Here is a 16,469-nt window from a genome sequence, read left to right as displayed (position 1 = left end):
TGGCAAAGATCCTTACTATCATAAATTAATATTGTTGTTGGATACTGATCATTTTTACCAAAATTTGTTGTGCTGCCTGACGGTACATATCGCTCCAGATAGTACGTTGTTCAGCATTTTTTGCTAAAGCTGCACGTGAGTTATCGAAGAATGTGCGTGAAACTTGAATATTAATTGGATAACGTTTGTTATCAGGCATTTGTAAGGAAGCATTAACAGATAGTGTCAATAAGCTTTCAGCCTCACGTCCTTGCTTAAACACAGAAGCAACAGTGTCATTAGTGGATACACCATTTAAATGTAAAATTGGTGTGTTACCTTTTTCGACTAACGTAACGCCACGTGAACGCAATTCTTTTTTCATCGCTAAAGCAATATCACTATATTTATCACCTGTTTCTAATTGCACCTCTTTAAAGGTGTTTTTGGAAAGTTCATCATTGGCAAAATGAAATCCACAAGCCGATAGCAACAGTGTTAATGATAAAGTAAAAATGTGTTTTAGCTTTTTCATAGGGATTCCTTTACAGATAGAGTGCCATATTCATAGAAATATTATATTAGTCGTATTTCAGTCATTGAATATGGCACCACTTGATTAGTTAAATAACTTGTTATTTGGCAACGAAGCTGAGTAATTTACCTGGAACATAAATTACTTTGATAATGTTTAAACCCTCTAAGTGTTTTTGTACATTTTCGTCTGCCATAGCAGCAGCTTTAATTTCGTCTTCAGAAGCGGAAGCTGGTACAGTTACTTTACCGCGAACTTTACCATTCACTTGTACCACAACAAGTTTTTCATCATCAATCATTGCTTTTTCATCAGCAACGACCCATGGAGAGAAATCAATCATATCTTCATTACCAAGATCTTGCCATAACTGGAAACAGATATGTGGTGTAATTGGGTAAAGCATTTTCACCACAGCATTTAATGCTTCTTTCATTACCGCACGATCTTGTTCGGTTGCTAAAGATGCTTTAGTTAATTTATTCATTAACTCCATCACGGCGGCAATGGCTGTATTAAAAGTTTGACGACGACCAATATCATCACTTACTTTTGCGATAGTTTTATGTAAATCACGACGCAATGCTTTTTGTTCAGCATTAAGTGCAGTCACATCAATAGCGGTTGTTGCTGGTTGTTGTTGATAGTCATAGACTAATTTCCATAAACGGCGAAGGAAACGGTTAGCGCCTTCAACACCAGATTCTTGCCATTCAAGAGTCATTTCAGCTGGTGAGGCGAACATCATAAATAAACGCACGGTATCTGCACCATATTTTTCCACCATTTCTTGTGGATCGATCCCGTTGTTTTTAGATTTAGACATTTTTGTCATACCAGCGTGCACTAATTCGTGACCTTCAGGATCAACTGCTTTAACAATTCGTCCTTTTTCATCACGTGTTACACTCACTTTAGTTGGAGATACCCAAATACGTTCGTTGGTTGGTGAGGTGTAATAGAAAGCATCTGCTAATACCATTCCTTGGCAAAGTAGTTTGGTAGCAGGTTCATCGCAAGATAATAAGCCAGCATCACGTAATAATTTGTGATAGAAACGGAAATAGAGTAGGTGCATAGTAGCATGCTCAATTCCTCCAATATATTGGTCAACTGGTAACCAATAGTTGGCTTCTTTACTATCTAACATACCTTGTTGGTATTGTGGACAGGTATAACGTGCATAATACCAAGATGACTCCATAAAGGTATCGAAGGTATCTGTTTCACGTAGAGCAGATTGTCCATTATAGGTTGTTTTCGCCCAGTTAGGATCAGCTTTAATTGGGCTTTGCACCCCATCCATGACCACGTCTTCAGGTAAAATTACTGGGAGATCTTGTAATGGAACAGGAACAACTTCACCATTCTCTAAAGTCATCATTGGAATTGGTGCACCCCAATAACGTTGGCGAGAAACACCCCAGTCACGTAAACGATAGTTCACTTGGCGTTTGCCAACCCCCATCGCTTCTAATTTATCAGCAATACCATTAAAAGCTTGTTCAAAATCTAAACCATTAAATTCAGCTGAATTAATCGCAATACCGTGTTCGGTATAAGCGGCTTTGCTAAGATCTAATTCACTACCATCAGTGGGGGTAATCACAGGTTTTAGTGGTAAGTCGTATTTTTGAGCGAACTCATAGTCACGTTGGTCGTGAGCTGGAACAGCCATAACGGCACCAGTACCATAATGCATTAACACAAAGTTAGCGACCCACACAGGTACCGCTTCGCCTGTAATTGGATGTAATGCATAACGGCCTGTGAACATACCTTTTTTCTCCATTGTTGCTAATTCTGCTTCAGCAACTTTGGTATTACGACATTCTTGTAAGAATTTTGCGAGTTCTGGATTATTTTTCGCAGCTTGCTCTGCAAGTGGATGCCCTGCTGCAACTGCAAGATAAGACACACCATAGAATGTATCTGGACGAGTAGTATAGACAGTCACAGTTTCATCACTGTCTTGCATTTTAAATGTAATTTCTACCCCTTCTGAACGACCAATCCAGTTACGTTGCATTGCTTTGACTTGATCAGGCCAATCAGGTAATTGATCTAAACCTTGCAGTAATTGTTCTGCGTAATCAGTAATTTTTACAAACCATTGTGGAATTTCTTTTTGTTCTACTGGAGTATCACAACGCCAACAACAACCATCATTTACTTGTTCATTGGCTAACACAGTTTGATCGTTTGGACACCAGTTTACTGTTGAGGTTTTTTTATAGATTAATCCTTTTTTATAAAGCTCAGTAAAGAACCATTGTTCCCATTTATAATATTCTGGTTTACAGGTTGCGATTTCACGATCCCAATCATAACTGAACCCTAACATTTTGAGTTGGTTTTTCATATACTCAATGTTGTCGTAAGTCCAAGTCGCCGGTGCTGCTTTATTTTTAATTGCTGCATTTTCTGCAGGTAAGCCAAAGGCATCCCAACCAATTGGTTGCAATACATTTTTCCCATTCATACGTTGATAACGAGAAATTACATCACCAATGGTGTAATTACGTACGTGCCCCATATGTAAACGACCAGATGGATAAGGGAACATAGATAAGCAGTAATATTTTTCTTTTTGGGGATCTTGTTGAACTTTGAAGGTTTTGTTGTCTTGCCAGAATTTTTGAATGCGACTCTCTACTACGTCGGGACGATATTGTTCTTGCATGATAAGTTGTCCTATTAGTACCGATAATTAAGTTAATATTTAGAATTAAAAAATGTGGTATAGAATAGCTTAAAATGCGGGTAATTAATAGAAATATTATTGGTATTAGCGATGAATTTGAGTACACTTGCACTATGTTGTGAACAATGATCCTATTATGTCTGAAGTTTTTATTGCTTGGGGAAATATCCAGCAAATCTACCCTTTTCACTTACAGCCACCTTGTCATTATTCTGAGATTAAATTTCAGCAGCCAGCGTTGCCTGAACAGAAACAAAGACAACGCCAAGTAGCTTATTTTTTATTGTGGCAATTATTAAAGCAGATTGGTGATGAGCGTGTTTTTATTCAAGGCATAACTCGTGGTGAAAATGGGCGACCTTGTTTGCTTAATCAAATGTTTGATTTTAATTTAAGCCATTCAGGAGATTGGGTTGCGGTGATTTTAGCTAAACGCAGACAACATCAGAGTGTAGTTGCAATAGATCTAGAACATCCGAAAAAACAACGTAATTTGGCTCGATTATTGGCGTATTATGCGACAGAAGAAGAACTCAAGTGGTGGCAGGAATGCCAACATCCAGAACCGGCTTTCTATTTAAGCTGGTGTGCAAGAGAGGCGATTTTAAAAGCAAAGGGTCGTGGTATTGGTGCTATCTCTAAAGTGATGTTTGAACCAACACAACAGAGATTTAGTACCAGTGATGCACCTGCAGGGACACTGTTATTTACATCAACACTTCCTTTTTATTTGGCTTGTTATGTAGAAGATTATAGAGAGGAACATTGTTATTGTTATCAATGGGATAACCATAAGTTAGCGCAAGTTATAACAAAATTTAATCGTTATTTGGTTGTGAATTGGGAGCAAGCATGACAGAGGAACCATCTAAACATTATAACCAACATGAATTTGGGTTAAAGTTTGCCAATATTTTGCAGTGGATCTTGAATGCTGCTTTGATCGTTTTATCAGTGATCTTAGTGGTGTTATTAGGGAAACAAACTTTTGAACTTGGACAAATTTTAGTTTTGAAAGCAAGTGATACTACGATAGCGTATGTGTTAGCAGAACGTATTGTGGTTTATTTCTTGTATTTTGAGTTCTTAGCTTTAATCGTGAAGTATTTCAATGCTGGATTCCATTTTCCATTACGTTATTTTTTATATATCGGGATCACGGCAATGATTCGTTTAATTATTGTCGATCATTCAAGTGCATTAGGTACTTTAGCAATATCAGCAGCTGTTTTATTAATGGTAGGCGCTTTGTTCTTAGCTAATATTGCGGAAAAGAGAAAATAGGAGAGTTATATGACAAAGGAAACCGTTATCCGCCAATATGGGCAACAAGATGTAGAAATGTTACATGATGAAGTGGTATTTAAAGGGTTTTATACCATGAAACGAGTGCAGTTTCGTCACCGCTTATTTTCAGGTGAAATGAGTGGTGTGGTAACGAGGGAAGTCTTAACCAAAAATGAAGCTACCGCAGTCGTTTTATATGATCCGCAACGAGATAATGTCGTTTTAGTAGAACAGATTCGTATTGGTGCAATTGATGCAACATCTTCAGCTTCGCCGTGGTTATTAGAATTGGTTGCCGGAATGATTGAAACGGGTGAAAAACCGGACGAGGTTGCTGTACGTGAAAGTGAAGAGGAAGCTGGTGTACAGTTGACAGAGATATTACCTATTATGCAATTCTGGGATAGTCCGGGTGGAATGTCGGAACGGATACATCTATTCGCTGGACGTGTTGACTCTAGTAAAGTGGGTGGTATTCACGGGTTAGCAGAAGAAAATGAAGATATTCGTGTGCATGTGGTGGCAAGAGAAACAGCATATCAATGGCTAGAGGCAGGTAAAATTGACAATGGTGTCGCAGTAATTGGTTTGCAATGGTTACAATTAAATTATGGAAAATTGCAAAAAATATGGCAGTAAATCTGTGATACAGCAAACAATTCTGAAAAAATTTTATTAAAAAATGTGCGTAAACTAACATTTTTACTATTTGCCTACTGACTTTTTTATTTAAATGTCTAAAGTAGTAAAAAGGAGTTTAAATTATTTTAGGGGGCATTATGTCAGATCTTTTTCAAGATGAATCGGCTGGTGTAATAAGGTTGCTCAAAGTGACAGATCCTCATTTGTTTGCGGATGCAGAGAGTGAGTTATTAGGCATTAATACATTTGCAAGTTTCCAGCAGGTATTAAGCGAAATTAAAAATTCTGGCTTTGAGAGTGATTTTATTTTAGCAACAGGGGACTTTGTGCAAGATGGTAGTGAAGAGGGATATCATCGTTTCGTAAAAGAAATTGCACAATTAGGGAAAAAAGTTTTCTGGATTCCAGGCAATCACGACTTCCAACCTAAAATGGAAGCTGTTTTTGATGTATATAAAGCGATCATTCAACCACATAAACACTTATTACTCGGTGAACATTGGCAAGTTTTATTATTAGATAGCCAGTTATACGGGGTGCCACATGGTATGTTGAGTGAAGATGAATTAGCTTGGTTAGAACATCATCTATTGATGTATCCTGAGCGTAATACGTTAGTGGTTTTGCATCATCATTTGGTTCCAACGCGTTCTGCTTGGTTAGATCAGCATAATTTAAGAAATCCATATGATTTTTCTGAAGTGTTGGCTAAACATAAAAAAGTAAAAGGTATTTTTTACGGACATATTCACCAAGAGGTGAATGCACAATGGCAAGGTATTCCTGTGTTTGCGACGCCATCGACCTGTATTCAGTTCAAACCAGATTGTGCGCATTTTACTTTAGATAGTTTACAACCAGGTTGGCGTGAAATTACTCTACACCCAGATGGTCATATTGAAACAAAAGTGCAGCGTATTAAAGAGAAAGTCTTTTTACCAAAAGATAATATGAGTGGTTATTAAATAAAATGGCAAAAGTGGTATTACGTGGTAGTTTTGCGTAATACTACTTGTTGCATTAAGCCCCAATGGCAAAATTGATGTTGTTCTATTGTCAATGGCAATGGTGCAATCAGATCTTGTAAACGTAGATTGATTGTTGTACCTAGTGCCGTAGTAATCTTATCAATACTTTTCCTACAAAACGAAGCTTGTTGCCCATCAGGTAAAAATTTATCCCACAAAGAAATTATGCCATTTGGCTTCAGAACTCGCACAATTTCAGTAAGTAGCTCTTGTGGTGTTGATGTTACAGCGAGAACTAAATGTAGCAACACAAGATCACAACTTTGATCCGCTAGTTCACTTTGTTCTGCTCGTCCAACCTTAGTCGTAATTTGCCAAGGGTATTGTTGCTGCTGAATGAGCTTATCTGCTTTTGCTAGCATATCAGCAGAAAAGTCGATTAATGTGAGCTGACTGTTTGGCTTAAGGCGTGTTGCAAGATAGGGTACATCTAATCCTGTACCCGCTCCTGCAATATAGATATTCAGCGGAGAATGATGCCATATTTGCTGTTGGTCTAGTAAGGCAAATTGGCTCTGGCGCATATTATCTGCAGCTTGAAGGAAAAAATTATAGATTTTACTGTAATGATTCCAACGCGCTGCAGATGCCATTTTATGCTCCTTAATGTGTTAAGGTTTGTTGTTCTTGTGCTGCTTGATTCAACAACCATTCACAAGGTTGGAAACGTTTGCCATACAAGTTGACGTGTTCATTTAACGCTTTCATAATGGAGGTTGCACCAATATGTTGCATATAAGCATAAATACCACCACGGAAATCAGGGAAGAACACACCTAATACAGAAGCCATATTGCCTTCTTCTGGACTACTAATAACGCCTTCCTCTAAACAACGAGCAGCTTCATTCAACATCATTAAGATACAGCGACGCACTACTTGTTCTGACTCAAGGTTATTTTCAGAGATGGTTTCCATCACGTAATAGATACTTTTATCTACCATGGTGCGTTCATCAGTTTGTAAATTATAGAGATAGAAGCCACGTCTATTCTTACGTCCTTTACGATCATCACGTAATAAATTACCAAGTTTAGCAGGAACCGCAAAAGGCTTACCATAATGTTGTTCTAAGTTTGGTAACATTTTGGCGAGTAAATCCAAGCCAAAGTCATCTAACATAGCTAATGGACCGACTTCAAAACCGAACTCTTGTAAAGCACGATCAACAAAATCAACCGCTTCACCATCACATAAGCAGTAGAAAGCTTCTAGCAAATATGGAATTAAAATGCGGTTAACGAAAAATCCTGGTTTATCAGCAACCAGCAATGGAATTTTGCCTTGTTGAATTGCAAAGTGAATAGCGGTTGCAATGGTTTTTTCTGATGTCTTGGCATGAGGAATAATCTCTAGCATTTTGCGTTGTGCAATTGGAGAGAAATAGTGGAAACCAATCACGTTTTCTGGATGATTTGCTTCACTTGCAATATCAGCAATAGAAAGTGTTGAGGTATTACTTGCAAAAATAGTATTTTCACCATAAAACACTTCGCTTTCCCGTAATACACGTTGTTTGACCTCTAACTCTTCATACACAGCTTCAATGACAAAATCTGCATCAGGTGTAGCGAGAAAACGTTCGCCACCAGAAATTAAATACATTAACTGTTGCATTTCACCAGAAGAAATTAATTTTTTACTGACTTCTCGTTGCAGTAAAGAGTGAGTCATATGTAAAGCTTTGGTGATACCATTCGGGTGAATATCCTTAATACGAACAGGAATTTTAGCATTACGTACAGTAATATACGCAATTCCTGCTCCCATAAAACCACCACCGATGATTGCGAGTTTATTGACATCACGAACATTGCCTCGAGTTTCATATTGCATACGCATTGCATGTTTAGTTTGTTCAAGGTTGCGCAATACACGAGAATTTTCGCTATTAAATAAGGCAATAAAGGCGTTTTTTTCTACCTCTAAACGTTGTTGATATGTAGGTTGTTTTAAAATATCAATAATTTTTGCCATTGCAGGATAATTATCGACAGGACCTAACCATTCTTTATTTTCAGCTGCATCAAACAGAATATGGCGAGTAAGCGGATTATTGTGCAAGTGTCCTTGGATTTTTTGCCATACTAATGCAGTTTGAGAAAGGGTTTTTGCCACAAAAGTTTGCTTAGAAAAATATTCATATGCTGTTGGTAAGAGTAAACTTTTTGGCACAACTTCATCAATGCAGTTTAATGATTGCATCGTATGAACATCAAATTTATCTCCGGAAAGTAAGAATGAGAGGGCTGCTTTTAAACCAACACGTTCAGCAAGATGTGAGATCCCATTGGCAAAAGGAACAACACCTGAACGTACTTGTGGCATAGCAAATTGTGTTTTTATATCATCTGATGCAATACGATAACGGCAAGCCAATGCAATTTCTAAACCAATGCCATAACAAGCTCCATGAATTGCGGCAATAGTTGGAAAAGGTAAGTTCTGAATTTTAGCAATTAATTGATGAACTTGATTAATAAATGCTTCTAATTGCAAATCGGATTTATCAACTAAGCTATTAAGATCAAAACCTTGAATAAAATTATTCTCTTTAGCAGATTGGATAATTAATCCTTTCGTACTAGCAGGTAATGAAGTTAATAACTGATCAAGTTGAGCAACGAAATTAGCTGATAATGTATTGCGTTTTTTATCTTGGACATTAATCAACACACAAGCAATTTGTTGTTCATCAATAGTTAATGTAAATGGAGATAATTGATTTTCTTGTAACGTATTCATTATTCACTCTCCAAAATCATAGCGCCACCAATACCACCTAAACCACCAGAAGCGATTAAAGACGTACCACCACCACGTTGTTTTAATGCATATAAAGATTGGATGATTAATCTTAAGCTGCTGACGGCACGTGGATTACCATAAGCGATTGAACCACCGAGAATATTAAATTTAGTCATATCGACAGAACCGATAGCGGTTGAACGATTTAAATGTTGGCGTGCAAACGTATCTGATTCGAGTAATTTTAAATTTGCTAGGATCTGAGAGGATGACGTTTCGTGGAAATCAATAAGATCTAAATCACTTAACTGCATATTGGCGTTTTCTAATACTTTGGCTACTGAATGAGTAACGCCAACAAACATATTTTTCCAGATATCATTCGCCGTCATTGTATAGTGGCGAATATAACCAAGAATATTTAATCCTTCTGCTTTAGCAGTATGCTCATTCATCAATAGGACCGCAGCTGCACCATCACAAGAGTGAGATGTGTTCCAATCGGTAGCAGTACCATAGTTTTTACCATTAAAAGGTTTAAATTTTTCAAATAATTCTGGTTTTGGATTACGTTCAATTTGGTTATCTGAAACCACGAATTTTTCATAAGGTGGTGGAAAAGAAACCATAACTTGTTGACGTAACTCTCCGCTTTGCCAAGCTTGATACGCTAAACGATGTGAACGAGCAGCGTATTCATCTAATTCTCGGCGATTTAAATGAAAATCTTGCGCCATCTGTTCTGAAACATCAGAGAGGGATAATTGAGTTAATGGATCTTTAAGATTAACGGCTTGTAATTTGAGATCTTGCCAACTAATTTGGCGGAAAAGGTGATATTTTTCTTCATAGCTCTTAGCGGCAAGAATTTCTCGGATTAACTGAATTAAATGAGAATTTAAACGAATTGGTGCATTAGATAATGAGTCTGCACCGCCAGCTAACGCATAATGTGCATTTTCCATTAAGATACTATTACTTAAATTGACTAAAACTTGTAATCCAGTTGGACAAGAACTACTAACAGTATAAGATTGCGCATGAGGCATATTTAGCAGTAAGGAGATTTCACGAGAGATATTTGGAATATCGGGATCTTGAATGACTTGCCCAAATACCACTTGTTCAATTTTGTGTTTGGGAATAGCTAAACGGCTTAAAAGTTCGTTCGCCACCATAGCCCCAAGATCTTTCGCTTTTGCCTCTTTAAATAAGGTATTTTGCTTAATAAAAGGAGTTCGCAGTCCATCAACAACGGCAACTCTAGCCCCTTTAGATGTAGTTAAGATCGATTGTTCAGACATAATGTCCTCATCATATTAAAATAATATTGCTAAATTGTAGCGCATTCTATACTAGAGAGCGATAACTGGGAATAGGGACGCTTTTCTTTGTTTTTCCAAAAGTGATTGGGTAGAATAGCCAACAAAATTGATAGGATATAAAAAATGACTAAGAAAAAAGTAACTAAGAAAGATAATACAATAGCGTTGAATAAACGTGCTAGACATGATTATTTTATTGAAGAAGAAATTGAAGCTGGGCTGGCATTACAAGGTTGGGAAGTTAAATCATTAAGAGCAGGAAAAGCAAATATTGGCGACAGCTATGTCATTTTCCAACATGGTGAAGCTTTTTTATTTGGTGCCAATATTACGCCATTAAATGTCGCCTCTTCTCATGTTGTTTGTGATCCAACACGTACACGCAAATTGTTATTAAGTAAAAGAGAAATAGATTCTTTATTTGGTAAGTCAAATCGTGATGGTTATACCATTGTTGCTTTATCGTTATATTGGAAGAGCGCTTGGGCTAAAGTGAAGATTGGTATTGCTAAAGGTAAAAAACAACACGATAAACGTGAAGATATTAAAGAACGTGAATGGAAATTAATGAAAGATCGCATTATGAAAAATGCATGGCGTTAGTTAGTATTAGGTAGTAAAAGAAAGCCTTAATCGTAAAGATTAAGGCTTTTTTCAACTTTCAATTAGATCGCATTATTAATAAAATCAGCTAATCTTTGTTTTGGTAAAGCGCCAACTTGGGTAGCAACAGGTTGACCATCTTTGAAGATAATTAAAGTAGGGATACTACGTACACCTAAATTTGCAGGTGTTTGTTGGTTATCATCAATATTAATTTTTACAATTTTTAATCTGTCACCAAACTCTTCTGCAAGTTCATCTAAAATAGGTGCGATCATTTTACAAGGTCCACACCAAGGCGCCCAAAGATCAAGTAATACAGGTACATCTGATTTTAAAACATCTGCTTCGAAAGCTGCATCACTAGAATAAACAATTTTATCACTCATAATTAAATCCTTGTGTTAATAAATAGATTAATATTGCTTGTTTTTTAAGCAATGTTAAAAATGTTGCAACATTATAACATTATTCTATGAAAAAAGATGAATTCCAATAATAGCTAAAATCTAAAGTGAATTCGCACAGGGTAATTTTTGTTCAATTTGAGCAATGTTGTTGAGCGTTACTTCAGAAATACTGGTCAATGCTTCTTCAGTTAAAAATGCCTGATGTCTTGTCAGTAAGACATTATGACAAGAAGATAGACGGCGGAATACATCATCAAGAATCACTTCATTTGACTTATCTTCAAAGAAGAGATCGCGTTCATTTTCATAAACATCCATCCCTAATGAACCAATTTTACGTGATTTTAGGGCTTCAATAGCAGCTTTAGTATCAATCAATGTACCGCGACTAGTATTAATAATCATCACACCATCTTTCATCTTGTTAAATGCATCAGGGTTTAACAAGTGATAATTTTCTGGTGTGGCAGGGCAGTGTAAGGTAATTACGTGAGAATGAGCATAGAGTTCATCTAAAGAAACATAAGTTGCTCCAAGTTCTTGTGCAGCTGGATTTTTAAATGGATCATAACAAAGTATATACATACCAAAGCCTTTTAAAATCCGCATCACAGCAAGATCGATTTTCCCTGTACCGATAACACCTACCGTACGTCCGTGCATATTAAAACCAATCAATCCTTCTAATGAAAAATTTGCCTCCCGAGTATGTTGATATGCCCAGTGAATACGGCGATTTAAGGTTAGCATTAAACCAACGGTATGTTCAGCAACCGCTTCAGGTGAGTATGCTGGAACTCTGACAACATTAATACCTAATTCTTTGGTAGCGTTAAGATCAACGTTATTAAAACCAGCGCAGCGTAATTCAACAGTTTGGATACCTAATTAGGAAAGTTGGGTTAATACTTCTCGATCGGCAATGTCATTAACAAAAATACAGACAGCTTGGCAGTCTTCTGCCATTTTGGCAGTTCGCTTACTTAACATAAAGTCAAAGAACTCTAATTCAAAACCATATTTGACATTCACAAGTTCAAGATATTTTCTGTCATAACTTTTGGTACTATAAACAGCAATTTTCATGGTAATACTCCTTTATTGAGGAGTATCTTAACGCTTATTGATGCTTAGGTGTTATTAGGAAATGCAGAAAGTGGGTGAAAAGTTGCGAATATCGTTTGTTGTTAAAAAAGACGATTTTGATAAAATTTAGAATAATTTGAGTGGTACGAGCAGATAAATGCTGTGATTTTCAATAAAATCGTTATAATGTGGCATTTCATTTAGAGAATGAAGAAGAGGAAATTATGTCATTTCGTATTTTGCTGTTAAATGGACCAAATTTGAATATGTTAGGTAAACGAGAACCTAAACATTATGGTAAACAAACATTACAAGATATCGAAAACGATATGCAAAAGGTGGCAGCACAATACAATATTGCGTTGACTTGTTTCCAAACAAATAGCGAAGAAAAGCTTATTAATAAAATTCATGATAGCTTAGGTGAAGTGGATTTTATTTTGATCAATCCAGCAGCCTTTACTCATACGAGTGTGGCGTTGCGAGATGCTCTATTATCAGTTGAGATTCCTTTTGTGGAAATTCATCTTTCAAATATTCATCGCCGTGAACCTTTCCGTCATCATTCCTACCTAAGTGATGTTGCTGTGGGGGTGATTTGTGGTTTAGGTGCGGCAGGATATCAATATGCGTTACAGTTTGCCGTTGCTTATTTGCAGCAGCAACAAGCAAATTAATCATTGCCACCAGCGTTTTTGTGGTTTGTCGATTAAACAATTAACTTATAACGGATCAAATTATGGATATTCGTAAAATAAAAAAACTTATCGAATTGGTTGAAGAATCAGGCATCATGGAAATTGAAATTTCCGAAGGTGAAGAGTCAGTACGTATTAGTCGTGGTAACGTTGCTGCGGCACCAGTGCCAGTAATGCCGCAATCATTTGTTGTACCTCAACAAGTTGCACCAGCAGTGGCTGAGCCAGCACCAAAAGCAATATCAGCAGAAGAGAAAGGTACTGTAACTGGTCATATTATTCGCTCTCCAATGGTGGGAACTTTCTATCGTAGCCCAAGCCCAGAAGCAGCACCATTCGTTGAAGTTGGTAAAACCGTTAAAGTTGGTGATACCCTTTGTATTGTTGAAGCAATGAAAATGATGAATCGTATTGAATCTGATAAAGCAGGTGTTGTAAAAGCGATTCTTGTCAATGATGGTGATGCGGTTGAGTTTGATGAGCAATTAATCGTTATCGAATAGACCAATGTTTATCTACAACGCAATTCATAACAAGTTGCGTTGTTAACTTTCAAATCATGGATACAAGTTATGTTAGAAAAAGTGGTTATTGCCAACCGTGGTGAGATCGCATTACGTATTTTAAGAGCGTGTAAAGAATTAAATATCGCAACGGTAGCAGTTCATTCAACCGCCGACCGTATGTTAAAACACGTATTGCTTGCAGATGAAACGGTATGTATTGGGCCAGCTCCTTCAGCAAAAAGCTATTTAAATATTCCAGCAATTATTGCGGCAGCTGAGGTAACTGGTGCAGATGCGATTCATCCGGGATATGGTTTCTTATCTGAAAATGCAGATTTTGCAGAGCAAGTAGAGCGTTCAGGATTTATCTTTATTGGACCAACAGCAGACGTTATTCGTCTAATGGGAGATAAAGTTTCTGCGATTGAAGCAATGAAAAAAGCGGGGGTACCTTGTGTACCAGGTTCAGATGGTCCATTAGGTCGTGATATTAATAAAAATAAAGAAATTGCGAAACGTATTGGCTATCCAATTATTATTAAAGCATCAGGTGGTGGTGGCGGACGTGGTATGCGTGTTGTTCGTCAAGAGAGTGCTTTAGAAGAAGCAATTGCGATGACTAAGGCAGAAGCAAAAGCAGCATTCAATAATGATATGGTGTATATGGAAAAATATTTAGAAAATCCACGCCATATTGAAGTTCAAGTGCTAGCAGATACACACGGCAATGCAATCTATTTAGCAGAACGTGATTGTTCTATGCAACGTCGTCACCAAAAAGTGGTTGAAGAAGCACCTGCACCAGGCATTACTGAAGAAATGCGTCGTAATATTGGTGAACGTTGTGCGAATGCTTGTAAAGAAATTGGGTATCGTGGTGCAGGTACATTTGAATTCCTCTATGAAAATGGTGAATTTTATTTCATTGAAATGAATACACGTATTCAAGTAGAGCATCCAGTAACTGAAATGATTACTGGTGTAGATTTAGTGAAAGAACAGTTGCGTATTGCGGCGGGTTTACCACTTTCATTCAAACAAGAAGATATCAAAGTACGTGGCCATGCGATTGAATGTCGTATTAATGCAGAAGATCCTGCGACATTCTTACCATCACCAGGTAAGATTGAGCATTTACATTCGCCAGGTGGTTTTGGTATCCGTTGGGATTCCCATATTTATGGTGGTTATACTGTACCGCCGAATTATGACTCAATGATTGGTAAATTAATCAGTTATGGTGAAGATCGTCAAGTGGCTATTCGTCGTATGCAAACTGCATTAAATGAAACCATTATTGAAGGGATTAAAACCAATATTCCACTACATGAGATGATTCTTGATGATAAGAATTTCCAAAAAGGTGGTACTAATATTCATTACTTAGAGAAAAAACTTGGTTTAAATGAATAATAAAAATGCCGGTGTCGAAGCACTGGCATTTTTTTATCAGCGAAAATGCTAAATTTTCATACAGAGATATTTCATTTCCATAAACTCTTCAAGACCATAACGTGAACCTTCGCGTCCTAGCCCAGATTGTTTCACGCCACCAAATGGTGCAACTTCAGTAGAAATAATGCCTTCATTAATTCCTACTATACCATAGTCAAGTGCTTCACTGACTCGCCAAATTCGGCTCATATTTGGTGTATAGATATAAGATGCAAGGCCAAATTCAGTATCATTTGCCATTTGGATAGCCTCTTCTTCCGTATCAAAACAGAAAATTGGTGCTAATGGTGCAAAGGTTTCTTCTTTAGCAACTTTCATATTTTGATTAACGCTAGTTAAAATAGTTGGCTCAAAGAAAGTACCGCCAAGAGCATGTAACTTACCACCGCACACACGAGTAGCTCCTTTAGCTAATGCATCTGCAATATGATCTTCGATTTTATGAACAGCATTTTGATTGATTAAAGGACCAATTTCTACGCCTTGTTCAAAAGCGGAGCCTACCTTCATCTGTTGTACACGTGCTAAGAATTTTTCGACAAAAGCCTGATAAATGCCACGTTGTACATAGATACGATTGGTACAAACGCAAGTCTGTCCAGCATTACGGAATTTAGAAGCAATAATGCCTTCGATCGCTGTATCAAGATCAGCATCATCAAATACAATAGATGGTGCGTTACCACCTAATTCAAGAGCAACTTTTTTCACTGTTGAAGCACATTGCTCCATTAAAATTTTACCGACACGAGTAGAACCAGTGAACGTGAGTTTTTTTACAATATCGTGTTGGCTTAAGACTTTACCAATACCGACGGCATCAGTCCCAATAACCACATTAAACACCCCGGCAGGAACGCCAGCTTGCTCTGCTAATACAGCTAATGCTAAAGCAGATAATGGGGTTTCCGGTGCAGGTTTCAAAACCATCGTACAACCGCTGGCGAGTGCAGGTGCAGCTTTACGTGTAATCATCGCATTCGGGAAGTTCCAAGGTGTAATTGCTGCGACAACCCCGATAGGCTGTTTAATCACGACAATACGACGATTCACTTTATCTTGTGGAATCACATCACCGTAAGCACGTTTTGCTTCTTCAGCAAACCATTCTAAGAAACTGGAGCCATAAGCAATTTCACCTCGACTTTCAGCCAATGGTTTACCTTGTTCAAGGCTTAATAATTGTGCAAGTTCCTCTTGATTTGTCATCACGAGATCAAACCAACGACGTAAGATTTGACCACGTTCTTTGCCTGTTTTCGTTGCCCAAGCTTGTTGTGCTTGTTGTGCAGCATATAAAGCTCGTTCAGTTTCTTTAATACCTGCATCGCTAACTTCACAAAGCACTTCACCAGTGGCAGGATTAGTAACGGGAAAAACGTTACCTGATTCTGCATTAACAAAATGACCGTTAATGTATGATTGGGTTCGTAATAAACTAAAATTTGAAAGATCCATAATTT

Annotated in this window: 15 protein-coding genes and 1 pseudogene; 8 read left to right on the top strand and 8 right to left on the bottom strand. The window is 37.4% G+C overall.

Annotated features, from left to right (window positions below; translation table 11 throughout):
• Nucleotides 1–25: 25 nt before the first annotated feature.
• Together lptE and leuS are read right to left on the bottom strand one after the other, a co-directional pair.
• Nucleotides 26–514 (bottom strand): LPS assembly lipoprotein LptE, encoded by a 489-nt coding sequence (gene lptE / locus QV06_RS04190; protein WP_065237076.1) that lies wholly within the window; start codon nucleotides 512–514, stop codon nucleotides 26–28.
• Between the two features lie 100 nt (nucleotides 515–614).
• A complete protein-coding gene (leuS, locus tag QV06_RS04185) occupies nucleotides 615–3,197 on the bottom strand; it encodes a leucine--tRNA ligase (RefSeq protein WP_065237075.1) in 2,583 nt (860 codons plus the stop codon).
• A gap of 157 nt (nucleotides 3,198–3,354) precedes the next feature.
• Here leuS and QV06_RS04180 point away from each other — a divergent pair, with 157 nt between their 5' ends.
• The 4 genes from QV06_RS04180 to cpdA all read left to right on the top strand — a co-directional run bounded on the left by QV06_RS04180 (nucleotide 3,355) and on the right by cpdA (nucleotide 6,112).
• Nucleotides 3,355–4,074, top strand: coding sequence for a 4'-phosphopantetheinyl transferase family protein (locus QV06_RS04180; protein WP_082985037.1), 720 nt, complete (start codon nucleotides 3,355–3,357; stop codon nucleotides 4,072–4,074).
• The gene (gene psiE, locus QV06_RS04175; protein WP_065233706.1) at nucleotides 4,071–4,502 is read left to right on the top strand and encodes a phosphate-starvation-inducible protein PsiE; all 432 of its coding nucleotides are present in this window, start codon (nucleotides 4,071–4,073) and stop codon (nucleotides 4,500–4,502) included. Before QV06_RS04180 ends, psiE begins: the two co-directional genes overlap by 4 nt.
• 9 nt (nucleotides 4,503–4,511) lie before the next feature.
• Complete coding sequence (nudF, locus tag QV06_RS04170; protein WP_065237074.1) at nucleotides 4,512–5,144, top strand: ADP-ribose diphosphatase; 633 nt, start codon at nucleotides 4,512–4,514, stop codon at nucleotides 5,142–5,144.
• Between the two features lie 140 nt (nucleotides 5,145–5,284).
• The gene (gene cpdA, locus QV06_RS04165) at nucleotides 5,285–6,112 is read left to right on the top strand and encodes a 3',5'-cyclic-AMP phosphodiesterase (protein WP_065237073.1); all 828 of its coding nucleotides are present in this window, start codon (nucleotides 5,285–5,287) and stop codon (nucleotides 6,110–6,112) included.
• A gap of 20 nt (nucleotides 6,113–6,132) precedes the next feature.
• Here cpdA and QV06_RS04160 read toward each other — a convergent pair whose 3' ends face one another.
• Genes QV06_RS04160 through QV06_RS04150 form a run of 3 tightly spaced genes read right to left on the bottom strand, consistent with a single transcriptional unit; the run spans nucleotide 6,133 to nucleotide 10,227 of the window.
• Entirely contained in the window at nucleotides 6,133–6,768 is a 636-nt protein-coding gene (locus tag QV06_RS04160) for a class I SAM-dependent methyltransferase (RefSeq protein ID WP_065237072.1), read from the bottom strand.
• A 10-nt stretch (nucleotides 6,769–6,778) separates the two neighbouring features.
• Nucleotides 6,779–8,920, bottom strand: a complete 2,142-nt coding sequence (locus QV06_RS04155) for a 3-hydroxyacyl-CoA dehydrogenase NAD-binding domain-containing protein (protein ID WP_065237071.1) — start codon at nucleotides 8,918–8,920, stop codon at nucleotides 6,779–6,781.
• Nucleotides 8,920–10,227: an acetyl-CoA C-acyltransferase gene (locus tag QV06_RS04150; protein WP_065237070.1), complete on the bottom strand. Its 1,308-nt coding sequence runs from the start codon at nucleotides 10,225–10,227 to the stop codon at nucleotides 8,920–8,922. The genes QV06_RS04155 and QV06_RS04150 overlap by 1 nt, the downstream gene beginning before the upstream one ends.
• A 144-nt stretch (nucleotides 10,228–10,371) precedes the next feature.
• On the opposite strand from QV06_RS04150, the gene smpB reads away from it, so the two are divergent.
• On the top strand, nucleotides 10,372–10,851 hold the full coding sequence (smpB, locus tag QV06_RS04145) for an SsrA-binding protein SmpB (RefSeq protein ID WP_065237069.1): 480 nt from the start codon (nucleotides 10,372–10,374) through the stop codon (nucleotides 10,849–10,851).
• A gap of 62 nt (nucleotides 10,852–10,913) precedes the next feature.
• Here smpB and trxA read toward each other — a convergent pair whose 3' ends face one another.
• Nucleotides 10,914–11,240, bottom strand: a complete 327-nt coding sequence (trxA, locus tag QV06_RS04140; RefSeq protein ID WP_065233699.1) for a thioredoxin — start codon at nucleotides 11,238–11,240, stop codon at nucleotides 10,914–10,916.
• Between the two features lie 120 nt (nucleotides 11,241–11,360).
• Nucleotides 11,361–12,347, bottom strand: a pseudogene (locus QV06_RS04135) (2-hydroxyacid dehydrogenase).
• Between the two features lie 224 nt (nucleotides 12,348–12,571).
• Here QV06_RS04135 and aroQ point away from each other — a divergent pair.
• From aroQ to accC, 3 genes are all read left to right on the top strand, one after another.
• Nucleotides 12,572–13,024, top strand: a complete 453-nt coding sequence (gene aroQ, locus QV06_RS04130) for a type II 3-dehydroquinate dehydratase (protein WP_065233697.1) — start codon at nucleotides 12,572–12,574, stop codon at nucleotides 13,022–13,024.
• Between the two features lie 62 nt (nucleotides 13,025–13,086).
• On the top strand, nucleotides 13,087–13,548 hold the full coding sequence (accB, locus tag QV06_RS04125) for an acetyl-CoA carboxylase biotin carboxyl carrier protein (RefSeq protein ID WP_065237068.1): 462 nt from the start codon (nucleotides 13,087–13,089) through the stop codon (nucleotides 13,546–13,548).
• A gap of 69 nt (nucleotides 13,549–13,617) precedes the next feature.
• Nucleotides 13,618–14,964 (top strand): acetyl-CoA carboxylase biotin carboxylase subunit, encoded by a 1,347-nt coding sequence (accC, locus tag QV06_RS04120; protein WP_065237067.1) that lies wholly within the window; start codon nucleotides 13,618–13,620, stop codon nucleotides 14,962–14,964.
• Nucleotides 14,965–15,012: 48 nt separating this feature from the next.
• Here accC and QV06_RS04115 read toward each other — a convergent pair whose 3' ends face one another.
• Nucleotides 15,013–16,464: an NAD-dependent succinate-semialdehyde dehydrogenase gene (locus QV06_RS04115; protein ID WP_065237066.1), complete on the bottom strand. Its 1,452-nt coding sequence runs from the start codon at nucleotides 16,462–16,464 to the stop codon at nucleotides 15,013–15,015.
• Nucleotides 16,465–16,469 lie beyond the last annotated feature (5 nt).

The organism is Gallibacterium genomosp. 3, from assembly GCF_001678475.1.
Classification (GTDB): domain Bacteria; phylum Pseudomonadota; class Gammaproteobacteria; order Enterobacterales; family Pasteurellaceae; genus Gallibacterium; species Gallibacterium faecale.
This window is presented reverse-complemented; position numbering and strand designations above follow the sequence as displayed.